Below are 24,015 nucleotides of genomic sequence, written 5' to 3'. Positions count from 1 at the left end.
CGTATGGCCCACGGACGGCGGCCTGGACAGACTGACGACCCGAAGGCGGTCACGCGGACGGGAGGCGAACCGTGGCTTCGGACGGGAGGGACGGCACGGTCGCCGGGCCGTCCACTCGTACTCCTCGTCGGGGCTTGAGCAACAACACCGTCCGCCCGTTCCTGTCCCTGCTGGGGGAGTCGCCCGCGCTGGGGGCGGCCTCCGGCGGCAAGCGCGTCCCGGAGGCGGTGAAGCGGCTGCCCGAGATCGCGCGGCGGAAGGTGAAGGTCAAGCCGCTGCTGCCACGCGAGATCGACGGCAAGCTGGTGCCGCCGGTGTGGCGGCAGGCGGTGTACTCCAATCCCGAGCTGCCAGAAGGCGCGGTGGACCGGGACGCGTACGTGGTGTGCGTGCTGGAGCAGCTGTACCGGGCGCTGAACCTGCGAGACGTGTTCGCCTCCCCCTCGAACCGCTGGTCAGATCCGCGGGCCAGGCTGCTGGACGGCAAGCAGTGGGAGGCCGTCGCCGAGAACGTCCTGCACGGGCTCAGCCTGGACGAGCCGGTCGAGGAACACCTCGCGGGCCGAGCGCGGGCGCTGGATGCGTCCTGGCAGCTGATGGCCGAGCGGGCTGGATGAGGCCGGGCAGGACGCGAAGCTGAGCTTCGAGGTCCAGCCCAACGGCCGGCTGAAGCTGAACGTGGACCGGCTCGGCGCCGTCGGCGAGAGCAAGTCGCTGCGTTGGCTGCGCAAGACGACCGCGGCGATGCTGCCGAAGACCGACCTGCCGGACCTGTTGTTCGAGGTCGATGCCTGGACCGGGTTCCTGGATGCGTTCGTGCACCTCGGGGACGGCCGCACCCGCATGGAGAACCTGAAGATCTCCCTGGTGGCGCTACTTGTGGCCTCGGAGGCATGCAACATCGGCCTGACCCCGGTTATCGACCCCGAGGACGAGGCGCTGAGCCGGGGCCGACTGGTGCACGTTGATCAGTACTACCTACGCGCCGGCACCATCGCCGCGGCGAACGCGGCCCTGATCGAGGCCCAGGGACGGGTGCCGATCGTCCAGCACTGGGGTGAGGGCCTGCTCGCCTCGGTGGACGGGCTGCGGTGCGCGTGGTCGACCCGGTGGACGACACTTACCGCCGGCAGGTGAACCGGCAGCTCACCGTGCAGGAGTCCCGTCACAAGCTCGCCCGGGACATCTGCCACGGCAAGCGCGGGCAGATCATGCAGGCGTACCGGGAGGGGCAGGAGGACCAGCTCGGCGCTCTCGGTCTGGTGCTGAATGCCGCCGTGCTCTGGACGACCCGCTATCTGGACGCCGCCGTCGAGGAGTTGCGGGCGCTGCCCGCCGACGAGCGCGAGCACGACGTCCTGGACGAGGACGTCGCCCATGTCTCCCCGCTCAAGCACGCGAACCTCAACGTGCTCGGCCGATACAGCTTCCGCGCCTCCACCCCGATCGACGGCGGCCTGCGCCCACTGCGCGACCCGCGTGCGGGCGGTCTCGACGAGGACGAGACCGAGGCCGAATGAACCGAGACGACCGGCAAGAGCTGAGCGAGAACCCGGGATCACCGTCCTGACTCCAGGGGCAGCCTAGGACGATGTGATCCGGTACGTGAGGTGAGTGACCTGGGGGAGGAGCCGAGCACCCGTGTCGGCCGCCCGCCGGGACGGTGTGTCAGACCACGGCGAGCCGGTCCACCAGCAGCTCCACCCTCCGCTCGGTGTCCTCCGGCGGCAGCCGTCCCGCCCTGGTCAGGGTGGCCAGCCCGTGCAGGGCCGCCCAGAACACCTCGGTGAACAGTGCCGGGTGGACGCCGTCCCCGGCGACCTCGCCGAGGCTTTCCAGCAGGGCGGCGAAGGCGTCCTTCAGCGGCTCCGGGGTGTCCTCGTTCGCGAACGCCAGGCCGCCGTCGAGCTGGAACATGGCGTCGTAGACCGCCGGGTTGCGCTCGGCGAAGTCGAGGTAGGTGCGGGCGAGGGCGGTGACCCGGGTGCGAGGGCCGTCCGCGGCGGAGGTCGCGGCCCGCAGCGCCGCGGCCATCTCGGCGGCGCCCTCGAGGGCGACGGCGCCGATGATCTCGCGCTTGCCGCGGAAATGGCTGTAGAGGACGGGCTGGCTGTATTCGATGCGCTCGGCGAGCCGGCGGGTGGTGACCGCGTCCCAGCCCTGCTGCTCGGCGAGTTCGCGGGCCGTCGCCACGATGAGGCGCTCGCGGTCCGCCCGTTCGCGCTGCTTGCGTCCTGTACCGACATGGTTCGATCCTAGCACCACTAGACAATCGAGCGGCAGTAGAACTAGCGTTGCCTCGTCAGCTAGCAACACTAGATCCGGGAGGGTCATCATGCTCAACGCACTCGAGGTCTTCACCACCGTGGTCGTCGGCCTGATGGTGGGGGTGGAGTTCTCCGTCGCCTTCGTCATCAACCCGATCCTCAACGGACTCCCCGGCGACAGTGGCCAACTCGGCCGCGCCCACGGGGGCCGGATGCTCGGCGCCGTGATGCCGTTCTGGTACATCGGCTCGCTCGTCCTGAGCGCGGTCTGGGCCATCGCCGGATGGCATCACCACGGCGCCGGCCTCGTCGTCATTGCCGCCGCGCTGCTGATCTTGAGCGTGATCATGTCGCTCCTGCTGCTCGTCCCGATCAACAACCGGGGCAAGACGTGGACCCCCGAGAACCGGCCCGAGGACTGGAAGGAGCAGATGAACCGCTGGGACCGCTTCCACTACGTCCGCGTCGCCGTCATCATCGCCGCCTTCGCCCTGCTGGCCGCCGCCCTCGCCTGAGCCCGCGGGCCGAGACCGCGCAGGTGGTGCCATCGTGCAGTCCCTGCTCGACACTCACCGCTCTGGGGAAGCGCCCGAACGATCGTTTGACGACAGGGAGGGCACGCGTCCAATGAACCCGGACTTTTCGGGGCCTGTTGGCGGCGCAGATCCAATCAGATCCGATGGCGGCCGATGACAGGGTTTGCTGACAGCTAGGTCGAATGCGACCACCAGAACGGGGAGCGGCATGGCCAATCTGGTCTACAAGCGGGTGTCGACCGACCAGCAGTCGACCGACCGTCAGAACCTCGTCCTCGCCGAGGCCGGGATCGAGGACCCGGTGACGTTCGAGGAGGAGGCCGGCACCTCCAGCCGCCTTCATCCGCTGGATCGCCCAAAGTTCGGCGAACTGCTCACCTACGCGCGGCCGGGCGACGTCGTGCACATCTCCGAGATGTTCCGCCTCGCACGCGGCACCAGGCACATCCTCGACGTGCTCGAGGTCCTTCACCACGACCAGGTCGCCCCGCGCATCCACGACGGCGCGTTCTCACCGGGATTTCCTGTACCTCAACTACTCACACCCGGAGACCTGAACTTTCCCCGTGATGCTGGACACTCGTTGCTTACGCTGCGAGGGCGTGTTCTTGCTCGTGTCGCTGTCGGATTTCCAGCGGGGTGAGGTATCCCCAGGCCGGATGCTTCCGCAGTCGTCTGCGGTTGTAGAAGGTCTCGATGAAGGTGAGGATCTCCGCGCGGGCAGTGGTCCGGTCGGGCCAGTGGCGGGTGCCGATCTCCTCTTTGAGCAGTGCGAAGAAGCTCTCGGCGGCGGCATTGTCATAGCACGAGCCGGTTCGGTCCATGCTCTGCCGCAGTCCCAACCTGCGTATTTCTCGGCGGAGTTCGTCAGAGGTGTACTCCGATCCGCGATCGGAATGTGCGATGCAGCTGGGCTGGAGTCGGCCACGTCCGGCGGCCATCGTCAGCGCGTCGACAACCAGGGAGGCGCGGTGGTGATCGGCCATCGAGTAGCCGACGATCTCGCGGGTGGCCAGGTCCAGTCAGGTCGCCAGATACAGCCGGCCCTCGTCGGTGGGGATGTAGGTGAACGCCCGGCCTTTCGCCCACGCGACGATCTCCGGCGTCTTCCAGAACACACCGCCTCCGGGCTCGGCTCGCGGCGAGGACCAGGGGATAAAGGGCAGCACGGGCAATCCCAAGACCGGCGCGACCGGTGTCAAGCCGCGCAGGATGCTGCCAGGACGGGGCTACTCAGCTGATTCGACGGTCACCGAGACGGCGCGTCTCCGAAGGTGAATGGCTAGGATCTCCATCTCGACGAGCGTGCCGATGAGACCGGTCTCGGCGAGTTGCGTGGCCTGCGCTCGTGCTTCGCCCAGGGATAGTTCCTGTGCGTCGCGGAGGGCCTGCAGCACGGGAACGAGGTTCGGCGCGTCTGCAGACAGACGAAGCCGCGCCGGCCCGTGAGCTTGCAGCAGAGCCTGTCGAATGTTCTCGGGCGTAACGGGACCGTCGTCTTCCTCGCACCACGCATTCAAGCAATCCGCGCAGCGCCCCTCGGTGCCCCACCGAAGCATGCCGCGGTCGAAGAACTGACCGACATCGCAGGTCGTCGTGCCTCCGCAGGCACTACACCGGCCTGTGACCAGTACTCCTTGCGTGATCACAGGGGTCTCCTCAGCGTCATAGGTGAGTGCTGATGGGATCCTCCCTGAGAAGTCGGCTCTGGTCGATCAGGTTTGCGATCGGCGAGAAGCCCCTATTTTGGGTCGACGCCGGTGGCGTGAGTTCATCTGATTCCTCCGTGGATACTCCGCCCTTCGGGGCGGAGAGGAAACGGACTCCTGCGGAGCAGGGCAAGGGCTGCGATTCGCCGCCAGGGCGGATCACAGTGCTCTGACCCGCAGGTTTGATCTTTACATGCGGTCGCATTAATTTGTGAGCGTGACCACGAACCACGTGAAGCGGGCGTTCAAGTACCGCTTCTATCCGACGGATGCGCAGGCAGCTGAGCTGTCGCGCACGTTCGGATGCGTGCGGAAGGTCTACAACCTGGCGCTTGCGGCCCGCACGGAGGCGTGGACGCGGCAGCAGCGGGTCAACTACAGCCAGACCTCGGCCCTGCTGACGGCGTGGAAGAAAACTGAGGAACTGGCCTTCCTCAACGACGTGTCGTCGGTGCCGTTGCAGCAGACGCTGCGGCACTTGCAGAGCGCGTTCACCAACTTCTTCAGCAAGCGGGCCAAGTACCCGCGCTTCAAGTCCCGCAAGAAGTCCCGCAAGTCCGCCGAGTACACCACCAGCGGTTTCCGCTTCCGGGAGCGCAGGCTGACTCTGGCGAAGATGGCCGAGCCGCTGGCCATCGTGTGGTCGCGCCCGCTCCCAAAGGGGGCGAAGCCGTCCACTGTGACGGTCTCCCAGGACAGCGCCGGTCGCTGGTTCGTCTCCATGCTGTGCGACGACCCCACCGTCAAGCCGCTCCCCGCCACGGATGCGGCGGTCGGTGTCGATGTCGGTCTGAACCACCTCCTGACGCTCTCCACCGGTGAGAAGATCGCCAACCCGAGGCATGAGCGCACGGACCGTGCCCGGCTCGCGAAGGCCCAACGCACCCTTGCGCGCAAGGCCAGGGGTGACGGCGCCAACCGCAGGAAGGCCCGGCTGAAGGTCGCGAAGATCCACGCCCGGATCGCCGACCGGCGCCGTGACGGCCTGCACAAGCTGACCACTCGGCTCGTTCGTGAAAACCAAACGATCGTGATCGAGGACCTGACCGTGCGAAACATGGTCAGGAACCGGAGCGTGGCCCGCGCCATCAGCGACGCGGCATGGGCCGAGTTCCGCAGCCTGCTGGAGTACAAAGCCCAGTGGCACGGGCGGGAAGTGATCGCGGTCGACCGCTTCTTCCCCTCGTCCAAGCTGTGCTCCGTCTGCGGCACCTTGCAGGACAAGATGCCGCTGCACGTCCGCACCTGGACGTGCGCCTGCGGCACGACCCACGACCGGGACGTGAACGCCGCACGCAACCTGCTGGCCGCCGGACGGGCGGTGTCGGCCTGTGGAGCCGGTGTAAGACCTCAACGGAGAACTCCGGGCGGGCAGTCGGCGATGAAACAGGAAGTCTCACGGCGCGAGCCGTAAGAATCTCCCTCCTTCAGGAGGGAGAGCGTCAAAAGGGGGCGCTGTCACGTTGGCTGGCTGAGTGGGATGATCTTCGGGTTGATCATGCTGGAGAGGGTTGTCCGTGGGGGACGTGTCGCCGTCGTACAAGGGCCATCGGTACCCGGTCGAGGTGATCTCCCACTGTGTGTGGCTGTACTTCCGGTTTCCGCTGTCCTTCCGTGAGGTGGAGGAGCTGATGCTCGAGCGCGGTGTCGTCGTCTCGCATGAGACGGTCCGCCGCTGGTGTGCCAAGTTCGGGCAGTGCTACGCCAGCGCGCTGCGCCGCCGGCAGCCCCGGCCCGGCGACAAGTGGCATCTGGGCGAGGTCTTCATCAAGGTCAACGGTGAGCGGAAGTACCTGTGGCGGGCCGTGGATCAGGATGGCGATGTCCTGGACATCCTCGTGCAGAACCGCCGGGACACTGCCGCGGCCCGGTGGTTTTTCCGCAGACTGCTGAAGACGACCCGCACAATGCCCCGGGCGGTCGTCACCGACAAGTTGCGCTCCTACGGCGCGGCTCACCGTGAGGTCATGCCCTCGGTGGAGCACCGCTCGCACAAGGGTCTGAACAACCGGGCGGAGAACAGCCACCAGCCAACCTGGCAGCGTGAACGGGCGATGAAGGGCTTCCGCTCCGTAGGTGGGGCCCAACGGTTCCTGTCCGCGTTCAGCGGGATCTCGCCCACTTCCGACCCCGCCGCCACCTGATGACCGCACACGACTACCGAGCCGAAATCCGCCACCGCTTCGCCATCTGGGACGAGATCACCGGCGCTGTCGGCCGGCCCACCACGGCCTGAACACGGGCCCGGACCGGGGGCCCACCATGCCCCGACGCCCCGTCAGGCACGTACACACCCAACAACGTGACAGCGCCCTCCCAGTAAGTAGCGCTCCTCGTCGCTTCAGATGCCACGCAGCATGGAGGGCCAGGGCTGGTCCAGCACCAGGTATCGGCGGCGGCGAGGCAGGACCGCAGGCCCTCTACAGTTCATCGGCGAAGGCCCCGGCCAGCTCACGCCATTCGGCCCGCGGCAGGCCGGCGCCGCCCTCGTCAGCGGTGAGTACCTGGAGCGCGACGTGGTCGGCGCCGGCGTCGAGGTACTCCCGCGTCCGGGCCCTCACGCGCTCGGCGTCGCCCAGGGCGAAGAGGGCGTCGAGGAGACGGACGCTGCCGCCGCCCTCGAAGTCGCTCTCCGCGAACCCCAGGCGCAGCAGGTTGTCGGTGTAGTTGGGCAGTCGGAGGTACATCCCCAGCATGTTCCGCGCAGTGGTGCGGGCCCGGTCGAGGTCGGTGTCGAGTACTACCGACAGCTCCGGGGCGAGCAGCGCGTCGGGGCCGAGCGCCTCGCGTGCCTCCACGGTGTGCTCGGTGGTGACGAGATAGGGGTGTGCGCCCAGTGCCCGGCCGGTCGCGAGCTTCAGCATCTTCGGGCCGAGCGCCGCCAGGACCCGACGTCCGGAATGCACGGGCGGGGTGGCGGCGTCGAGTGCGTCGAGGTAGGCGACCATTGCGCTGTACGGCTTCGCGTACTGCGGCACCATCGGGCCATGGCTGACGCCCAGGCCGAGGACGAATCGCCCGCGCGTGCTCGTGTCGATCGCCGCGATCCGCGCCGCCACCTCCTCGGCGGTGTGGTCCCAGATGCTCAGGATGCCGGTGGCCACGGTGACTGTGCGGGTGGCGGCGACGACAGCCGCGGCGTCGTCGGGCGAGGGACTGCCCCCGATCCAGAGAGTGCCGTACCCCAGCTCTTCGAGCTCGGCGGCCGCCTCCGCGATCGCCCCCTTGCCCGCGTCGTCCGCCCGCGCCCCGTGCAGGGCACTGCTCCAGATGCCGACCCGTCCGAATGCCTCGCGCGTCTCAGAAGTCATGGTGTGATCAACAGCGACCCGTGCCCGCTATTCCCGGCTGGGCGGGGACTCATCCGTACGGGTACAGCAATCGCGCGTGTAGCCCTGTTGCCTCGCGTGCTTCGCTCCCCTCTCACGGCTGGGACCGGATCACCGCGACGCAGCACAGTGCCGCGAGCGCCAAACTCGCCGCCGCCGGCCCCGCGAGGGCTGCTGCGGCGGAGGCGGGAAGGATGCGGTCGGTCGGGGGGACGGCGTCCTCCGGGTCGAAGACCATCGTGATGTGCTGGCCCGGGCGGGCGTCGGCGCCGCAGCTGCGCCCGGCTTCGGTCGGGACCGGGGTGCCGTCAGGGAGACGTACCGAGCACGAGTTCTTGACGTAGTTCCGTCCTTCGTAGCGGTGGACGTGGACTTCGGTCACCACCACCGTACGGCTCTCGCCGCGCGCCGCCAGGACGGCCTGCGCGGTCTGGCCCGGTATCCACCAGGCGAGGGCCCCGCCGAGCAGGGCGACCGCACCGACCAGGACTCGTCCCGCGTTCGTCGAGAAGAGATACCCGGCGGAGGCCAGGGCCACGACGGCTCCGACCACCGAGCCCACCGTGTCGGAACCGGTCAGCACACCCGTCACCGCGGCACCCGCGACCAGACCGGCCGTCACGACGCCCACGACGACGCCCTCCACCACCAGCCGGGCAGGCGGCCGTCCGGTGAAGTTCGCCGGGCCCCACAGGAACGCCCCGTCGTAGGACATGCTGCTCCATTCGGCGTTCAGGATTGTGCGGATGGGGTGCCGCCCGGGGGCGGGTGCCGGTCATGCTGGCACCCGCACCCCGGGCGTGAGTGGTTGAGGTGCAGGAAATCCCGGTGCGATTGATCCTGGCCGGTCAGCACACCGGGCGCGGGCACCGCTGGGGTTCACCGGGATTCCCGGAAGATGCCCCGGTCTTCGGGCTACGCCGCACTGGAGGCGCTGAGGTGGTCAGGGCCGAACGGCGCCTCCGCCCGAGGCCGGCGAGCCCTGACGGTCGGCTCTGGTGGGCGCCGCCGCGCGCGGCCTCGGGGCCAGTGCCGCGCGCAGCGCCGGGGTGAGGCTGTGACGGATCTCGGACGGAGTGAGGGCGGCGGGGGTGGGGAGGGGGTTGAGGTAGCGGGTGTAGATGAGGCCGCCGAGGATCGTCACCACGGCCGTGGCGCGGGCGGTCGCGTCCCGGCCGCCGAGAAATTCAACAAGCCGGGCCAGCAGCTCGCGTTCCAGGTATTCGCGGATCACCTCGGCGGCCTCGTCGCCCTGGGCGGTGAGCTGCTGGAAGTCGGCGTCCTCCCACAGGTCGGTCACCGCGTCGATCAGGCGGTCGGGGAGGGTGGCCGGGTCGCCGCCGAGGACGTCGTCCACCGCCAGCGCATTGGCGCACTGGAACTGCATCACGTCCGCGAACAGGCCCTTCTTCGAGCCGAAGTGGTACGCGATCAGCGCCGGGTCGACCCCGGCGGCCCCGGCCACCGCGCGCAGGGTGGTGCTCCGGTAGCCGTGCTCCAGGAACAGCGAACGGGCCGCCGAGACGATCGACTCGCGGGTCGGCGGGTTGCCGCGGGGGCGGCCTCGGGTGCGGGTGGGGGCAGGGGCGGCGTTATTCATCAGCGTTGAGCCTGCGTTTGGTGAGCAGCACAGTCAAGGGCGTTCCGGGAACCATACGAAGGGATGACCCGACATCATGCGTATCGCAGTCTTCGGTGCCAACGGACCGACCGGCCGCCGCCTCACCGACCAGGCCTTGGCCGCCGGCCACGAGGTCGTCGCCGTGACCCGCAGACCCGGCTCCCTGCCCGCGCGGCCCGGCCTTGCCGTGGCCGTCGCCGACGCCACCGACCCGGCGGCTGTCGATGCCGCGATCGGCGGGACGGACGCCGTGCTCTCCGCGCTGGGCGCGCGCTTCAGCAAGGAGACCATCACCACGTACTCGGCGAGCGCCACCGTCATCACCGGGGCCATGGCCCGCCACGGCATCAAGCGGCTGCTCGCCGTCAGCTCCAGCATCGCCGACCCGAACTGGCGCCCTACCGGCGCGCACTTCTTCAATCATGTGCTCGACCCTCTGGTGAACCGACGTCTCGGCCGCACCCTCCACGAGGACATGCGCCGCATGGAGGCCGTGATCCGTCAGACGGGCCTCGACTGGACCTTCGTCCGGCCCTCGGGCCTCTTCGAGCACCCCGTCGTCACGGACTACCACACCGCCGAGACCAGCGCCGACGGCGTCTTCACCGCCCGTGCCGACCTCGCCGCGAGCATGCTGCGCGAATTGGCGGAGCGGCGGTATGTCCGTACGGCCATGGGCGTCATCACCACGGCTGTGAAGCCGAACATCGCCAAGCTGATCTGGGACGAGGGCGTGAAGAAGAAGTGAGCCGCCCGACCTTCCAACTCCCGGTCGCCGCACGAGCGTTCCTCACCCTCCCGCACACGGCCACCCTCACCACCCTCCGCCCCGACGGCACCCCGCACGTCACCCCCGTCCGCTTCACCTTCGACGCGGCCACCGGCCTGGTCCGGGTGACCACCCGGATGGGGGCCCGCAAGGCCCGGAACGTGGAGGCGGGCGGCCCGGCGGCCCGTGTCGCGCTCTGTCAGGCGGACGGCTTCCGCTGGATCACACTCGAAGGCCGGGCCGCCGTCACCGATGCCCCCGCGCGCCTGGCCGAGGCGGTCCGCCGCTACACCGTCCGCTACCGCGCGGACCCGCCCGCCCCGCTGGACCTGGTCGTCGTCGAGATCGCCGTCGACCGCGTCCTGAGCCTCAACCTCTGAATCCCCCGTATCGAAAGCGAAGTGACACCGCCATGCCCACCCTCCCCGTCCTCGACTCCGCCCTCTACTACCGCGAGTCCGGCGACCCCGACGGGCTGCCCTTCGTCTTCCTCCACGGCAACCCCACCTCCTCCCACCTGTGGCGGAACGTCCTGCCGGGGGTGGCCGCGCCCGGCCGCCGCCTTCTGGCCCCCGACCTCATCGGCATGGGCGACTCCGGCAAGCCCGACCTCGCCTACTCCTTCGACGACCACGCCCGCTACCTCGACGCGTGGTTCGACGCCCTCGGCCTTACCGAGGCCGTCCTCGTCGGCCACGACTGGGGCGGCGCGCTCGCCTTCGACCGCGCCGCCCGCCTTCCGGGCACCGTCCGCGGCCTCGCCTTCACCGAGACCATCATCAAGCCGCTGGTCGACGACGAATTTCCGGTAGCCGGGCGGAAGTTGTTCACCCTTCTACGCACCCCCGGGGTGGGCGAGGAGATGATCCTTGAGAAGTCGTTGTTCATCGAGGGGCTCCCGGACACACTCGCCACCCCGCTCGACCCTGCCGACCTGGAGGTCTATCGCCGCCCCTTCCCGACCCCGCACAGCCGCCGCCCGGTACTGGCATGGACGCGCATGATGCCGCTGGACGCCGAGCCCGCCGACGTCGTGGCCCGCATCGAGCAGTACGACGCCTGGCTGGCCGCCAGCCCCGAAGTCCCCAAACTGCTCGCCGCGTTCGAGCCGGGACCGGGCGCGATGACCGACCAGGGGACCGTGGCCTGGTGCGAGGAGAACATCGCGGGCCTGGAGGTCTCCCCCCACGGCCTGGCCGGCCACCACTCCCCGGAGGACCGCCCCGAGGAGCTGGCCGCGGCGATCAACGCCTGGGCCGACCGCCACGGGCTGGCACGCCAGTAGGCGTCCTCGATCACGGCGGTGCCGACCGTGAGGTTCCCCTCGTAGCGTGGAGTCCGTGACAGCAGGGGGTGTTGGTTGTCATGGCGGAGAAGCGTCGAGTGTTCACGGCGGAGTTTCGTGAGGGGGCGGTACGCATCGTGACGGAGACCGGGAAGTCGGTCCCCGAGGTCGCGGAGGACCTGGGGATAAATGAGACGACGCTGGCGAGCTGGGTCTCGCGGGCGAAGCGGGCCGGGAGGGCGACCGTCGAGGACAGGGACGCGTTGATCGCGCGGCTGACGGCGGAGAACGCGGCGTCGAAGAGGGAGAACAAGGAACTGGGGATGGAGCGTGATGTCCTCAAACGCTGCATGGTCCTGTGGGTGAAGTAGCCGTGGCGGACCCGGCCGCTGTGGCCGGGGTGATCAGCGGCAACAGGACCGAGCACGGCATCCCGCACACCGTCTCGTGCCGCGCCCTGGGCGTGAGCGAGCCGTGGTTCTGCAAGTGGCGTGAGAGGCGGCCCACCGCTCGTGAGCTGCGCAGGCAGCGGCTGGCCGACGAGATCACGGAGATCTTCAGCGAGTCCGGTGGCACCTACGGATCTCCGAAGATCTTCGTCCTGCTGATCCGACGGGGTTGGCGTGTCTCGGTGAACACCGTCGCCAAGCTGATGGCCGAACTCGGCCTGGTGGCAAGGGTGGTGAGGCGTCGGCGAGGTCTGACCCGGCCGGGGAAGCGGGCGGCCGCGCCGGACTTCGTGAAGCGGGACTTCACCGCCGAGGCGCCCGATCTCGTCCGGTGCGGCGGCATGACGGAGATCGTCACCGAGGAGGGCAAGCTCTACCTCGCCACGGTCATCGACCTGTTCTCCCGGCGCCTGCTCGGATACGCGATGGGCGAGCGTCACGACGCCGGCCTGGTCATCGCGGCACTGCACATGGCCGCGGCCACCCGAGGCGGCGACGTCCGCGGCGTGATCTTCCATTCGGATCGCGGGTCGGAGTACGGCTCGCGAAAGTTCACCCGCGCCTGCCGCAGGCTGGGAATCACGAGGTCTATGGGGCGAGCGGGGCCGTGCTTCGACAGCGCCGTCAGCGAGGCGTTCAACAGCGTCCTCAAGGTCGAGTACGTCCACCGGCACACGTTCCGCACCCGCGCCGAGGCCAGGATCAGAATCGCCACCTGGATCACCGGCTTCTACAACACCCTCCGACTACACAGCGTGTGCGACTTCAAGATTCCGATCGACTGCGAACGCGAGTACTGGGCCGGCCTCACCGTGGGGTTGGCTGCATGGGAAGGACTCCACGATCCAAGGGGATTGACAATCTGGTTGTCGTCCGGATTGCCTGGCGGGTTGCGCACTGGCTGCACAGTAAGGTCTCCACGAAACGGGGGGATTGACACTCAGGAACCTCAAGGCGCCGGACAGCGCGTGCCACGTCGACAACGCGCTTCGCGCATCGAGAGCCTCTGTCGATCGTCCAACAGTCCATGCCTCCCCCTCGCGCCGTCCGCGCGCGAAGCGTCAGGTGCCGATTCCGGAAGCCGTGGCCATGGTGCAGGAGACGGTGCTGCGTGTGCCGGCTAACTGTGTGACCGAGTCCTCTTGCTTTGCCCCCTGTTAATGCGAAGCGCATATGTTGACGGCCACACGAGAGGCGAGAAGACGCAGTACACCAATGTCGCCGCCGCCGGAATGATGAAGAGAGGCGAGGAAAGGAAGTCGGCAAAGGAAGAGAGGCGCTCATTCCAGGTTCGCTCTCCCAGCAGTACTCCGGTGAGGAGGACGACCGCCAGCTGAGTGGCAAGAATGATCACCAGCGACAGTGCCCTTGAGACCCAGCCGCTTGGCCGGATGTCTTCTCCCTCGCGGATCAAGGTGAAGCCACCACGGCGTGTGGCGAAGGGTACGAACAGTGCGTAGGTGAGGGTGAGAATCCAGCCCAGGAGCGGGATTTCGCCGAGGAGTCCAGCCAAGCTGTTCGTTCCCGTCGCGACGGCTCTGCCTGCAGTCAGGGCGTACAGGATCCAGAGAACAGTGGCCGAGACAGCCAGACGATTGGCTGTCCTGCAGCGGGGCCCCTTGGGCATCGGTATGGACCTCTCGTGGGTGGGGAAGAGTTGGGCCCTGTGGGCGCCGTCGGGCTGACGGCGCCCACAGTTTCCTGGGAGGGGCGGAGTTACCTAGGTCCGCACCGGCCGTGCCGAGCGTAGAGCCCCACGCCTATGCCGGCGCTGAATACGGACAGACCTCGCTGGTAGTTGGAGTTGGACGGCTTGTGCCACAGACCGAACATGGCACCGCCACCACCCCAGCCGATCGCGCAGCCCGCCGCCCTGCGGTAGCTGTTGCCGCGTGCTGCATGGCGTGCGCCGCGGTAGGCCCGTGCGGCGTGGCGTGCCGTGCGTGCCGCCCGCACCACGCGGTAGGCGCGGTAGGCGCGTACTCCCCATGCGACGGCGCCGACGCCGGGGATGAATCCGGCGGCGGTGAGGGCGATGTCCCACTTGTACTTCCAGGCGACACGTCCGACCTTCTTGGCGGCTCGCTTTACCTTGCTCCACCAGCTCTTGCCGTCGAGGTCGAACTGGTTGACGGGGTCGCCGGGGTAGCCGTACCGGTTGTCTCCGCCGCCGTATACCGGGTCGATGGAGAGGAAGCGTCCGGTGTTCGGGTTGTAGAGGCGGGCGCCCATGAGGGTGAGGCCGGTGAGGGTCTCGGTGGAGCGCTGCTTGGCACCGAGCCAGTTGTAGCGGGTGGCTGCCTGGCCTGCACGGGGGTTGCCGTACTCGTCGCTGTCCAGGGCGACCGGCGCCTTGCTGGTGTCCAGCGGGAGCTGGAGGGCGACGTCGCCGTGGATGGTGGTGAGGTGCAGGACGGTGTCGCCGGTCTTGCTGGTGGTCGCGGCGAGGTCGCCGCTCGCCGAGGCGACATTGCGGGTGAGGACGCCGGCGGCGGTGTCCTCGACGATCCAGCGGGGGCTGTCACCGTCGCTCGCGTAGTGGTTGAGCTTGGACTCCGTCTGGGTCCAGGTGCTGCCGCTGCCGGTCTCGACCTTCCAGGAGCGGAAGCGCAGGTCGGCGTCGAGCTGCCAGGTCTGGCGCTTCCCGCCGGAGACCTGCTGGTACGCCAGGTCGTTGGCGTAGTAGCCGATGGTGCTACCGGGCAGGGCCGTGGTGCGGCCGAGCGCGTCGTAGGTGTAGCCGGTGTCGACGAGCCGGTCGGCGCTGTCGTAGGTGTGGCTGGTGGTGGTGCCTCCCGTGGCGGTGCAGTCGAGGCCAGGGGCCGCTGCCGTGTTGGTGCGGGACTTGCGGTTGGTGCGCACGTCGAAGGTGTAGTTGCGACGCTCGCAAACGGTGTCCGCGGTGTCCTTAACGGTGACCAGGCGGCCGATCGCGTCGTATCCGTAGGTCTGGTCGGACCAGCCGTCGTGCGAGGTGACCTGGCCGTGGATGGACTCGGTGACCGTGTCGGAGTAGACGACCGTGCCGTCGCTGTCGCGGGTGTAGGTCCGCTGCAGCGTGCTGCCGGTGGTCTCCTTGGTGACGGTGAGGGTGTAGCCGCCGGGCAGCTTCTCGGTCTTGACCTGGCCGTCGGCGTCGTAGGTGGCCTGGAAGACGCCGGCGACGGAGTCGGTCGTCTTCGTGGCCAGACCGCGCGGCTCGGCGGGAGATCGGCGACGTTCAGGGGCACGATGTGGACGCCGCTGCCTTCATGGGACAGGTGCGCTTGTCCATGCGCGCGATCGCCGCCCAGGAACCGGATCCCGCAACCGTGCTGACGCGCACCAACGAGCTGCTCGTCACGATGGACCCCGCGCGATTCGCCAGCTGCACCGTCCTGCATATTGATCCGCACGACGGACGGGTCACCGGCACCAGCGCGGGCCATGTGCCGGTGCTGTGCGCGCGCGGGGACGGCAGCCACAGCATCCGCGAGCTGCCTGGCGGGCCGGTCCTGGGAGTCGTGCCCGGCACCGAGTACCGCGAGGAGACCTTCGCCCTGGACGAGGGCAGTGCGCTGGTCATGGTCACCGACGGCGTGGTCGAAGGACCGGGCCTCACGTTGGAAGCCGGACTGGAGCGAGCCGGAACGCTGGCCGGCGTGGCCCTCCACGGGGGACTGAACGCCGAGGAGACCGCCGACCGCATCCTCGACGCCGCAGCCGCGGTGGACCACCTCGACGACGTGGCCGTGCTGGTCATCCGACGCACCTGACGGCGCCCGCGTCCTCACACACCTTCTGTACAGACCCCACTGCAAGACCACTGCTCGCGCTCATTCGCTGGGCGGCGTGTTCTCGATGACTCAGCGACGCCGGCCGCGGAAGGACCATCCGGCCCCAGCCACCCAGAGCCTCAGTTTGGAAGACCCCGTATGCAGATGCCGAGCAATCGTCAATACCTGTGGATCAGAGGTTGCTGAGCTTCGGGATGATCTGAGCCGGGTGAGTCCTTCGACCGCTGAAAGCTCGTCGCCACTTCCTCCCGCTCGCAGCGGTGTTCGGGCAGCCCCGGCTGCGGGTGTCGGCGGCGCTGTTGATTGCGGTCCGAGCATGGCCGTGTGGCTCACGATCGGCCCGGACAAGTCCGTTCGCCTCGTAGTGGGTCTCGTCTCTGCGCTCTGTCTGTGGGGCATGGCAATCTGGACGGTCACGGGGGCGGCTTCCACTGCCGAGCATGGCGTCAGGGAGTGAGGGTGCTGGCGGCACGTGATGGTCAACCCTGTCCGGGCGGCAGAGCGAGTGGCTATGTACGGGAGTAGCGACGTCGTTTCGACATGAGATTGGGAGTCGCACGCTCACGCGAGTAGCCGATGTTCACGAGCGGGGGAGTCACCCGGCTTCGTCGAGCGGGGCCGGACGCGGTCGTCACTTGTGATGCGGATCCTTCCGCGTCCGTCCCACGTGCTACGCGGGGGGCTATGCGGTGACCACGGGGGCTGTTGCCGTGAAGGCGTCCGCGTGTTCCGCAGCCCAATGGGCGAAAGTGCGGGCAGGGTGGCCAGTGACCTTCTCGACGGTGTCGACGACCGTACGGCCCACCTCCGGGGTGTTCCTGTACGCCTCGATCAGGAAGCCGATTACGTCCTCCGGGTGGCCCGCCGCCCGCCATTGCGCGACGGCCTGCTCCTCTGTCAGCTCCACCAGGGCGATCTCCCGGCCGCGGGCGGCAGCGATCGTCGCCACCTTGTCGCCGACGGTCAGCAGCGCGGGGCCGGTGATCACGTACTCCTGACCCCCGTGGCCCTCCTCGGTCAGCGCGACCGCGGCGACGGCGCCGATGTCGCCCTCGTGGACCATGGCGCTGAGCCGGGAGACGAACGGCTCGCGGACTTCGCCCGAGGCCGCGATCCCGTCCGCCCACGCCAGGGAGTTGGCCATGAACTCGACCGGCATGAGTACGGTCCAGTCCACACCGTCGTCGGCACGCACGGCGTCCTCCAGCCGGGACGGTCCGCCGCCATGAAGCACGGTGACCCGGCGTACGCCGGCCGCGCGGGCCAGCTCCAGGATCCGCGGGCCGGTCTCAAGCGGGGCGAAGTAGGCCCCGCCGAAGGTGATCAGGTGGAGGCCGGTGACGCCGTCCAAGGCCGGGATCAGGCTGTCAGGTTCGGTCAGATCGCCCTGGACCACCTCGACGCCGACCGGGAGGGCGGCTCTGGCCGCATCCCGGGTGAGGGCGCGGACCGCGTGGCCGCGGGCGAGCAGTTCGGCGACGACCTGGCGGCCGACGGTTCCGGTGGCGCCGGTGACAAGAATCTTCTGCGTCTGTGTCATGGCACGACCGTAGGGAGCCTTGCGGTCAGTTTCTGTCCGCAAGGCTCGGGCCAGAAGCGGCGACAGGAACTGCCATGAGGGCGCAGTGACTCCCGAACTCATTGACATTGATCATGAAGGGAGGATGGGAGGTGACTCCCGAAGCCGTCGACAAACGACTCCCGTTCTCGTGTGGATAGCCAGACAACCACATTGGGAATCAGTAGACGCGCTCGGTCCGGTCGGGCTTGGCACTTCAACGGGTTTTTCCTGGGGGCAGGCATCGTCAGATCTCCTCTCACGAGATCCATCTGACTCGCTGTCAGCACTCCTCGTATCTCGGGGGAACCTCGCGTCGACGTCAGCCAGCTGCTCGGCCTGACCAACTTCGCACTCCACCTGCTCAGCGACCTCGACGCCGTGATGGCCGGACTCACCCTGCACTGGGGCTCCGGCGGCACCGAAGGCGCCGTGAACCGCATCAAGAAGGTCAAAAGGCAACTCTACGGACGAGCCGGATTCGAACTGCTCCGCAAGATGATCCTGCTTCGGTGACCCTCCGCGACCGCCCCGAGATCTGGGCCGGAACCGAGTTTGGGAGGCACCGTCGTTGTTACTGATGATCTTCGCGTGAAGTCGCGTTGCGGTTGCTTTTCGCTGCAGGTCAGGGCGCGCGCTCCAGCGACATCACGCGGCGAAACTCAGTAGCCGAGGGCGACGGCGATTAGGGCGATGGCGGAGCCGGCGAAGACCACCGTGTTGCGGAGGTAGGTCTGCGCGCGCACCCAGCGGGGAAAGGCGTCCTCGGCGGCCTGGAGGAACGGCGCGACCTCGACACGAGCGACCTCCGGGTCGCCCTTGCGGCGGAACGCGGCCTCCACGGACTTCACCGCAGTGAGGTTGCTGTAGACGATTCCCGCGTTCATCAGCAGGACCAGCGAAGAAAAGACCCAGGTCGGCGGCTGAGCCGGAGCGGCGCCGACGAAGTTCAGGGCAGCGGTGCCGATCATCACTGCGGCTACGGTTGCCGGGGCCGCGGTCTCGTGGCCTCCGGCGTCGAAGCGAAGCTTGTTCTCCTCCAGTACCTCGGGGCGGACGTTCTGGCGGCGGAGCTCGGCCACTGCGGCGGCCTTGGCGGCGGGGCCGAAGCGGTGGCGGACCACCGGGATGCTGATGAACGCGATAGCGACCAGCAGCTGCATGACGGCGGCAAGCGTGTTCATGAGTCTCTCCTTCAAACTTTTACTTAGTTCAATTGCCCGACGCGATGAAGGTAACCGACGACTTGAACAGTGTGCAAGAGCCTTCTTGAACTAAGTGCAAGGCGCTGAGTACAGTGAGGGAATGCCACGTGACACCCTGACGACGGACCAGATCGTCCGCACCGCCATCGAGCTCCTGGACACCGAGGGCCTCGAGGGACTGAACATGCGCGCACTGGGCAGGCGACTCGACTCCGCCGCCACCGCCGTGTACTGGCATGTCAAGAACAAGGACAACCTCGTGCTGCTGGCCACCGACCGAGTGTGGGGGGAGCTGGAGCTGCCCGACCTGGCTGCGGTTGAATGGCGCACCGCAGCCACCGCCATGGCGACCGAGCTGTTCGCGATGTTCACCCGCCACCCCTGGCTGGTGCAGGCCTTCACCGCACACCTGCTCTACGGGGAGAACAAGGCCCGCCATGACGACCACAGCCTCGCCGTTTACGAGGTCGCCGGCTTCCGCGGCGCCGAGGCCGACCAAGCCGCCGCCGCCGTCTTCACCTACGTCCTCGGGAACGCGGCAGGCGCCGCAGCGACCGCCTCACTCACCCGGAAGCTCAACGCGGACCACAGCACCGCCGAAGAGGAGTTCCACAACGCCATCACCAAGGCCCAGGAGATCGCCGCGCGTTACCCGCGCCTGCGAGCCCGCCTCGAGACCCCAGCAGCGACCGACTACGCCGCCGCTCCCGATCAGACCTTCGAGCGCGGCCTCCAAGCCCTCCTCGACGGGCTGGAGAAGCGACTCACCTCATAGTGCTCCGCGCGGGGATCCGTCCCGAGAGGATCGCCGCCGTACCCGTCTCCCGGCTGGTGGGCATCCGACAGCGGTACGCGCCCGAGCTCGCGGCCTTCCGAGCGCACATCGACTCCCTGGCAACCGAACTGGGGCAGATCGCCGCTGTCGAGAACTCCGAGATCGCCCAGGCCCATTTGCAGGCGCCCTACGAGCGCTGTACCCGCGCGACACCGAGGACCAGGCCGTGGTGCGCCCGCTGACCCGCGCCCGATCGAAGTCCCGCTACGAGCGGGCCCGCCTCGCCGCCGGAGCCCTGACCACCCAGGTCCGCGCGGAACGCCGCTCGCGGCGTCTGGGCTCCCGGTCCCTGCCGCACACCGTCGCCGTGCCCGCGAGCTCGACGCCGCAACTGCGGCCGGACCGCGCGAACCGGAAGGCCGGCCGGGACCAGGAGCAGGCGACCGACGTCGCCACGGTGGATCAGACCCGGCGGGTCCTCGAAGCCGCCGCCATCACCGCGGCCGCCATCCGCGACCACTGCATCCCTGGCGACCCGCTGAACCCGGACAAGCCGATGCCGCTCGCGAACCGCACCCTCACCCCGGCCTGGGCCCCCAAATCGCCCCGCAGTTCGGCCACACCCGCCGCCCAGCGGATCCACCACCGCGCCCGCGCCGAAGTGGCACTGCCGTCATCTCCGACTCGGGCACGATTCGCTCACCGAAGTTGACGGTGCTGCCGTAGCTGAAGGGACAGGTGCCACGGAGCTGCTCGGCGAGGAAGCCCACCGCGTGGGCCCAGACCACGTTGGAGCCAGAACCCGAGAACGGGAGGCACCCGCCCGCGCCCGGCAACGGTGCGATGGCGGCTGCCACCTACGCCCGTAGCCAGCGCTTTTGCCCCGGGCTCCGGACGGGCGGCAGTTGGCGTCCCGCGGGTCACCACCGAGCTGCTGCCCGAAGTCGTGAGCATCCGGCGCGGGCACTGCCTCCCGAACTGCTGTCGAAACGCTGCTCTGCGACGTGAACAGAGCCATCAGGTGGTGAGCGCAAGCGTTGGGTCACGGGGGGCCGTTTACGGCTGGAAGTACTCCGACATCAGGCGGCTGACCCATTCGGGCTGCTTGATGTTCACCGGGCGGAACTCCGCCATCGTCGGCTTCAGGTCGATGACCGGGGTGCCGGAGACCGCGTCGAGGCCCACCACTGTCAGTTCGCGGCCGTGGACGGATTCGATGGCGCAGCACGTTGCCCCGATGCGGTTCGGTCTGCGGGGGCCGCGGCCGGCGAAGACACCAACGGGCGGGAGGTCGGAGCGGCCGCGGTAGGGGCGGGGTTCGCGGTAGTCGTCGTGTTCCGGGAACTGGTCGAAGATGAAGAGGATCTCCACGTGGGAGAAGCCCTCCAGACCCTGGAGGCACGTCTCGCCGAAGCGCTCGTCGATGGTGATCGTGCTGCGGACGGCACCCCAGTTGTCCGTGTGCTGGACGTCCGTTCGGTTGTTCCGGACTGTACCTATCGGTGTGACCTCGAAGCTTGGCATGGCAAGGTTCTATCTCTTTGGTCAGCGTCGTGCCCAGATGAGGATGGCCGCGAGGTGCAGTGCGGCCTGGTCGGCGCCGAGGTGGCCCTTGGCGCAGATCACCCGGTGGGGCATTCCGGAGCCGAGCCAGCGGGGTTCTACGAGCGTGGCGCCCAGCTCCTCCAGCCGGGCCCTGACACCTCAACTACGCCTGCGGGAGGCGGCCACGCCGTAGCCGGCGGGGCAGGGAGCGCTGTTTGTGACGTGGGAGGTTGGAAAAGGCTCACTGGGCAAGCCCGCTCACGCGTGGGCACGGAAGCCGTTCCGGCACTGCTGGGGGGTTGCACCGACAGTTGTCCGCACCGTTGTCTGCACAGGCGTACCCAAGGTTGCACCGGAGGTACTGCCGGAGGTGTGAACCCCCCTTTCCGGGACCGCGTGTTTCCGCAGGTCAGACCCCGTGGGCAAGCCGGTTTCGCGCGGCGACACCTCTCTGCAGGAGAGAGGTCCCTCCTCATTCGACCCCTCCCGGGCAGAGGCGTGATCGTGCCGCTGCGCCGCGTTACGGTGATCGCCGGTTCAGACCGGTGCCGCCTTCGGTGCCGGACGAAGGAGGGCTCGGGGGTCGGCCTTTGCCGACGCTGCGCGGCTGCTTCCAGTCGACCTCGGTGCGCGTGGTGGGCAGAGCGTCGACGTCGGCGACGCGGTAGAGCGCGACGTCGACGGCCCCGGCCCGGGACGTTCCGAAACGGACCTCGATCGACTGGGCGGGTTGATCCACCTCAGCCGCACAGATACCCGACCGCCTGGAAGCAGCCAAGCTGACGCGGCTGACGGCCCAGCGGATCCGCCAGCTCGCCGAGATCGACCCGGACTGGCCCCCTCCCCTTGGACCAGGACCGAAGGCTGGACGTACCCATTCTCTTCGACTGGGCGCGTGCTGGAGCCGTACTTCCGTAATCGGAAGTCACGGCAGGGCCAGCGGACGGACAGAATGAGGCCGCCGCAGGAAGGCTGGGAGAAGACCCGACCCGTGCTCGTCGGCTGGCCGGGGGTGCGCTATCGATGGAGCATAAGGGGTATATGGGTGTGCGACGTTTGCGGGATCACCTCCTGGAGCCGCCATCAGGCCGTGGTCTGGTGGCGATCCCGTTCGTGCTGATTGTGACGATCACCGTGCTGGATATCTACAGCGGGCCCGATGTCCAGCTGGGCCCGCTGCTGGTCGTCGCGCCCGCTCTGACCGCTTCCCTCGCCGGGACACGGCTCACCGCTCTCGCCGGGGCCCTGGCAGTGGCGGCCCAGGTGTTCATCGTTGTCTTCGTCGGTGGACTGACCACGCCCAACCGCATGGCGCAGATCATCGCGCTGACCGTGCTCTCCGCCTTGGTGGTTTTCATGCGGTTTGTGCGGGAGCGGCGCGAGCGGGCGCTGAGCCTGGCGCGCTCTGTGGCGGAGGCGGCTCAGCGGGTTCTGCTGCGGCCTCCGCCACGCCGGATCGGGTCGTTGCAGGTGGCATGGCTGTATATGTCCGCGCAGGACGAGGTCGAGATCGGGGGTGATCTGTTTGCGTTCGCCCGCGCCGCGCATGCCGCGACCCGGGTGGTCATCGGCGATGTCCGGGGCCACGGGCTGGCCGCCATCGGTGAGGCCTCGCTGGTGCTGGGGGCATTCCGTGAGGGCGCTCACCGGTGTGCCACCCTCCCCGGGCTGGTAGCTGCCCTCGGAGAGAGCGTCTCCCGGAACCTGGAGGACGTGGCGGACACCGAGCACGACGCCGGCGAGCACTTCATCACCTGCCTCGTCCTGGAGATCCCCGACGACGCCCCGTCGGCCGCCGAGATGATCAACTGCGGACATTGCCCGCCTCTGCTGGTGCACGATCAGCGGGTCACGGTCCTGTATGCCCCACAGCCCCTGCCTCCGCTGGGCGTGTGCGAACGACCGAACGAGGACGACCGCGTCGACCCGTTCACCTTCAAAGGCGGTGACATGCTCGTCCTCTACACCGACGGTGTCATCGAAGCCCGCTCGCCGTCCGGAGCGTTCTACCCGCTCGCCGAACGAGTCGCCTCCTTCCCCACCAGCAGCCCCGATACTCTGCTGCACCACATCCACCGCGATCTGCTCACCCACATCGGCGGCCACCCCGCCGACGACGCAGCCCTCCTGGTCATCGAACGCACCCCGTCCCACCGGCCGCACCTCACACCCCATCCCAGTGGTCACCACCAGCACCACCTCAGTGGCTCGCCCCCGCCCCCGCCCCCAGGCCGCTGAACCCAAGAACCGGGCGACCCCCGGCGGGTGGTTTCAGGCCCATTCCACGCCGAGTTCAGCGAGCGCTGCCCGCTGTTCCTGGGTGAGCTTGTCCCGCCTCGACTTGGTGTTCGAGACCCACACGCCCAGCTTCACGACCACCGGCTCCGTCTCGCCGTCGACCGCGATCTGTTCACCGTGCCCGCGCGGTACTGCCCGGTTCGAGCCTTCCCGCTCCACCGACTGCGCGAGGGCGGCCAGGCCGCGCTGGAATGCCTGCTGCGTCTTGCTCGGGCCCCTTCGTCGACGGGGTGGCCGCCGGGGCGGGAGACGGGGTCTCAAGCGGCGTGACGCCCAGCCGGGACAGCCGGTCCTGCTGCTCGGCGGACAGCTGCGCCCAGGTGCCCGGCTGCTTTTGCCGCTGAAGCCACTTGTCGATGTTGTCGCCGTCCATCAGCACGCCGGGCTGGATCTCGGGCAGGCTGCCGTCGGCGTCGACCAGGTCCGCGAGGACGCGGTAGTGCCGCTGCCAGTCGAGCGGCCACGGGCAGTCCCATCCCGGGTCGATCGCTGTGAGCTGCGCCGCGCGCACGGCGGCCCGCTCCGGGTCCTTGCCCAGGCCGTTCTTCGCTCCCTTCCTGCGGAGGTTGGCCATGTGCTGCCCGATGGGCACCATCGCCTCGCCCTCGCCCCACACTGCGTCCTGGCGGGGTGCGAGGTGCCCGGTGGCCCGCCGGTAGGACCGGAGTGCGGCGAGCTTGTTCTCCCCGGCTTCCTCGCCGGGCTCCCACACCATCCCGGCCTCCGGCAAGTCGAGCAGGGTCTTGCGCCGTTCCTCCAGCTCCCCGGCCCGCAGCGCCTTCCTCTGCTGGTGCACCCACCTGCCCAGCGGGAAATCCTTCGTGACGCCGACCTCGGTCTCTACGTCGTTGTGAGTGGGTGGGGTGGTGTCAGCGGGTTGGGTGTCACCTGGC

The 24,015-nt window shown here is 68.7% G+C and carries 24 protein-coding genes and 5 pseudogenes; 16 read left to right on the top strand and 13 right to left on the bottom strand.

What is annotated here, in order from left to right; all coding sequences use genetic code 11:
• Nucleotides 1–134: 134 nt before the first annotated feature.
• Nucleotides 135–1,520 (top strand): annotated as a pseudogene (locus tag OG972_RS49505) (Tn3 family transposase); the annotation flags it as partial.
• Between the two features lie 148 nt (nt 1,521–1,668).
• Here OG972_RS49505 and OG972_RS00465 read toward each other — a convergent pair.
• Nucleotides 1,669–2,262, bottom strand: coding sequence for a TetR/AcrR family transcriptional regulator (locus tag OG972_RS00465; protein ID WP_266977710.1), 594 nt, complete (start codon nt 2,260–2,262; stop codon nt 1,669–1,671).
• A 73-nt stretch (nt 2,263–2,335) separates the two neighbouring features.
• Here OG972_RS00465 and OG972_RS00460 point away from each other — a divergent pair, with 73 nt between their 5' ends.
• Both OG972_RS00460 and OG972_RS00455 read left to right on the top strand, forming a co-directional pair.
• Nucleotides 2,336–2,782 carry a DUF1772 domain-containing protein gene (locus tag OG972_RS00460; protein ID WP_266977709.1) on the top strand — a complete coding sequence of 149 codons (447 nt, stop codon included), beginning with the start codon at nt 2,336–2,338 and terminating at the stop codon, nt 2,780–2,782.
• Between the two features lie 229 nt (nt 2,783–3,011).
• Nucleotides 3,012–3,317, top strand: a pseudogene (locus tag OG972_RS00455) (recombinase family protein); the annotation flags it as partial.
• A gap of 73 nt (nt 3,318–3,390) precedes the next feature.
• Here the strand turns inward: OG972_RS00455 and OG972_RS00450 are convergent.
• Together OG972_RS00450 and OG972_RS00445 are read right to left on the bottom strand one after the other, a co-directional pair.
• Entirely contained in the window at nt 3,391–3,819 is a 429-nt protein-coding gene (locus OG972_RS00450; RefSeq protein ID WP_266990200.1) for a DDE-type integrase/transposase/recombinase, read from the bottom strand.
• Nucleotides 3,820–4,032: 213 nt separating this feature from the next.
• Nucleotides 4,033–4,452, bottom strand: coding sequence for a hypothetical protein (locus tag OG972_RS00445; protein WP_266977708.1), 420 nt, complete (start codon nt 4,450–4,452; stop codon nt 4,033–4,035).
• Between the two features lie 277 nt (nt 4,453–4,729).
• On the opposite strand from OG972_RS00445, the gene OG972_RS00440 reads away from it, so the two are divergent.
• The gene (locus OG972_RS00440; RefSeq protein ID WP_266977707.1) at nt 4,730–5,926 is read left to right on the top strand and encodes an RNA-guided endonuclease TnpB family protein; all 1,197 of its coding nucleotides are present in this window, start codon (nt 4,730–4,732) and stop codon (nt 5,924–5,926) included.
• Nucleotides 5,927–6,029: 103 nt separating this feature from the next.
• A pseudogene (locus OG972_RS00435) lies at nt 6,030–6,626 on the top strand (IS6 family transposase); the annotation flags it as partial.
• Between the two features lie 306 nt (nt 6,627–6,932).
• Here OG972_RS00435 and OG972_RS00430 read toward each other — a convergent pair.
• From OG972_RS00430 to OG972_RS00420, 3 genes are all read right to left on the bottom strand, one after another.
• Nucleotides 6,933–7,823 carry a TIGR03620 family F420-dependent LLM class oxidoreductase gene (locus OG972_RS00430; protein ID WP_266977706.1) on the bottom strand — a complete coding sequence of 297 codons (891 nt, stop codon included), beginning with the start codon at nt 7,821–7,823 and terminating at the stop codon, nt 6,933–6,935.
• Between the two features lie 112 nt (nt 7,824–7,935).
• Nucleotides 7,936–8,556, bottom strand: coding sequence for a hypothetical protein (locus tag OG972_RS00425; protein WP_266977705.1), 621 nt, complete (start codon nt 8,554–8,556; stop codon nt 7,936–7,938).
• Nucleotides 8,557–8,784: 228 nt separating this feature from the next.
• Nucleotides 8,785–9,441 carry a TetR/AcrR family transcriptional regulator gene (locus OG972_RS00420; protein WP_266977704.1) on the bottom strand — a complete coding sequence of 219 codons (657 nt, stop codon included), beginning with the start codon at nt 9,439–9,441 and terminating at the stop codon, nt 8,785–8,787.
• Nucleotides 9,442–9,517: 76 nt separating this feature from the next.
• Between OG972_RS00420 and OG972_RS00415 the strand changes: the two genes are divergently transcribed.
• From OG972_RS00415 to OG972_RS00395, 5 genes are all read left to right on the top strand, one after another.
• A complete protein-coding gene (locus OG972_RS00415; RefSeq protein ID WP_266977703.1) occupies nt 9,518–10,210 on the top strand; it encodes an NAD(P)-dependent oxidoreductase in 693 nt (230 codons plus the stop codon).
• Nucleotides 10,207–10,611, top strand: coding sequence for a pyridoxamine 5'-phosphate oxidase family protein (locus OG972_RS00410; RefSeq protein WP_266977702.1), 405 nt, complete (start codon nt 10,207–10,209; stop codon nt 10,609–10,611). Before OG972_RS00415 ends, OG972_RS00410 begins: the two co-directional genes overlap by 4 nt.
• Nucleotides 10,608–11,516, top strand: coding sequence for a haloalkane dehalogenase (locus OG972_RS00405; protein WP_266990199.1), 909 nt, complete (start codon nt 10,608–10,610; stop codon nt 11,514–11,516). Before OG972_RS00410 ends, OG972_RS00405 begins: the two co-directional genes overlap by 4 nt.
• An 80-nt stretch (nt 11,517–11,596) precedes the next feature.
• On the top strand, nt 11,597–11,887 hold the full coding sequence (locus OG972_RS00400; RefSeq protein WP_266977701.1) for a transposase: 291 nt from the start codon (nt 11,597–11,599) through the stop codon (nt 11,885–11,887).
• The gene (locus OG972_RS00395; protein WP_323135830.1) at nt 11,875–13,089 is read left to right on the top strand and encodes an IS3 family transposase; all 1,215 of its coding nucleotides are present in this window, start codon (nt 11,875–11,877) and stop codon (nt 13,087–13,089) included. The genes OG972_RS00400 and OG972_RS00395 overlap by 13 nt, the downstream gene beginning before the upstream one ends.
• Here the strand turns inward: OG972_RS00395 and OG972_RS00390 are convergent.
• Together OG972_RS00390 and OG972_RS00385 are read right to left on the bottom strand one after the other, a co-directional pair.
• Nucleotides 13,086–13,592 (bottom strand): hypothetical protein, encoded by a 507-nt coding sequence (locus tag OG972_RS00390; protein WP_266977700.1) that lies wholly within the window; start codon nt 13,590–13,592, stop codon nt 13,086–13,088. The two genes, OG972_RS00395 and OG972_RS00390, sit on opposite strands and share 4 nt — an antisense overlap.
• Before the next feature lie 89 nt (nt 13,593–13,681).
• Nucleotides 13,682–15,166, bottom strand: a pseudogene (locus OG972_RS00385) (RHS repeat-associated core domain-containing protein); the annotation flags it as partial.
• An 8-nt stretch (nt 15,167–15,174) separates the two neighbouring features.
• Here OG972_RS00385 and OG972_RS00380 point away from each other — a divergent pair.
• Nucleotides 15,175–15,720, top strand: coding sequence for a PP2C family protein-serine/threonine phosphatase (locus tag OG972_RS00380; RefSeq protein WP_266990196.1), 546 nt, complete (start codon nt 15,175–15,177; stop codon nt 15,718–15,720).
• A 703-nt stretch (nt 15,721–16,423) separates the two neighbouring features.
• On the opposite strand, the gene OG972_RS00375 is transcribed toward OG972_RS00380, so the two are convergent.
• Complete coding sequence (locus OG972_RS00375) at nt 16,424–17,281, bottom strand: NAD(P)H-binding protein (protein ID WP_266977699.1); 858 nt, start codon at nt 17,279–17,281, stop codon at nt 16,424–16,426.
• Nucleotides 17,282–17,683: 402 nt separating this feature from the next.
• Here OG972_RS00375 and OG972_RS00370 point away from each other — a divergent pair, with 402 nt between their 5' ends.
• Nucleotides 17,684–17,815, top strand: coding sequence for a hypothetical protein (locus tag OG972_RS00370; protein WP_266977698.1), 132 nt, complete (start codon nt 17,684–17,686; stop codon nt 17,813–17,815).
• 146 nt (nt 17,816–17,961) lie between these two features.
• Here the strand turns inward: OG972_RS00370 and OG972_RS00365 are convergent, their stop codons facing one another.
• Nucleotides 17,962–18,483: a hypothetical protein gene (locus OG972_RS00365; protein ID WP_266977697.1), complete on the bottom strand. Its 522-nt coding sequence runs from the start codon at nt 18,481–18,483 to the stop codon at nt 17,962–17,964.
• Nucleotides 18,484–18,604: 121 nt separating this feature from the next.
• Between OG972_RS00365 and OG972_RS00360 the strand changes: the two genes are divergently transcribed.
• The 3 genes from OG972_RS00360 to OG972_RS49170 are packed head-to-tail and all read left to right on the top strand — an operon-like array spanning nt 18,605 to nt 19,991.
• On the top strand, nt 18,605–19,279 hold the full coding sequence (locus tag OG972_RS00360) for a TetR/AcrR family transcriptional regulator (RefSeq protein ID WP_266977696.1): 675 nt from the start codon (nt 18,605–18,607) through the stop codon (nt 19,277–19,279).
• Nucleotides 19,279–19,521: a hypothetical protein gene (locus OG972_RS00355; protein ID WP_266977695.1), complete on the top strand. Its 243-nt coding sequence runs from the start codon at nt 19,279–19,281 to the stop codon at nt 19,519–19,521. The genes OG972_RS00360 and OG972_RS00355 overlap by 1 nt, the downstream gene beginning before the upstream one ends.
• Nucleotides 19,506–19,991, top strand: coding sequence for a hypothetical protein (locus OG972_RS49170; protein WP_323135829.1), 486 nt, complete (start codon nt 19,506–19,508; stop codon nt 19,989–19,991). Before OG972_RS00355 ends, OG972_RS49170 begins: the two co-directional genes overlap by 16 nt.
• Nucleotides 19,992–20,335: 344 nt before the next feature.
• Here the strand turns inward: OG972_RS49170 and OG972_RS00345 are convergent, their stop codons facing one another.
• Together OG972_RS00345 and OG972_RS00340 are read right to left on the bottom strand one after the other, a co-directional pair.
• Nucleotides 20,336–20,803: an SAM-dependent methyltransferase gene (locus OG972_RS00345; RefSeq protein WP_266977694.1), complete on the bottom strand. Its 468-nt coding sequence runs from the start codon at nt 20,801–20,803 to the stop codon at nt 20,336–20,338.
• 541 nt (nt 20,804–21,344) lie between these two features.
• Nucleotides 21,345–21,563 carry a hypothetical protein gene (locus tag OG972_RS00340; RefSeq protein WP_266977693.1) on the bottom strand — a complete coding sequence of 73 codons (219 nt, stop codon included), beginning with the start codon at nt 21,561–21,563 and terminating at the stop codon, nt 21,345–21,347.
• Between the two features lie 374 nt (nt 21,564–21,937).
• Between OG972_RS00340 and OG972_RS00335 the strand changes: the two genes are divergently transcribed.
• Nucleotides 21,938–23,062 (top strand): PP2C family protein-serine/threonine phosphatase, encoded by a 1,125-nt coding sequence (locus tag OG972_RS00335; protein ID WP_266977692.1) that lies wholly within the window; start codon nt 21,938–21,940, stop codon nt 23,060–23,062.
• A gap of 33 nt (nt 23,063–23,095) precedes the next feature.
• Here OG972_RS00335 and OG972_RS00330 read toward each other — a convergent pair.
• A pseudogene (locus OG972_RS00330) lies at nt 23,096–23,969 on the bottom strand (helicase associated domain-containing protein); the annotation flags it as partial.
• Nucleotides 23,970–24,015 lie beyond the last annotated feature (46 nt).

The sequence above is a fragment of the Streptomyces sp. NBC_01669 genome, from assembly GCF_026339735.1.
Lineage (GTDB): Bacteria > Actinomycetota > Actinomycetes > Streptomycetales > Streptomycetaceae > Streptomyces > Streptomyces yanii.
Note: the sequence above shows the minus strand (reverse complement) of the source record. Positions and strands in the feature narration are given on the sequence as shown.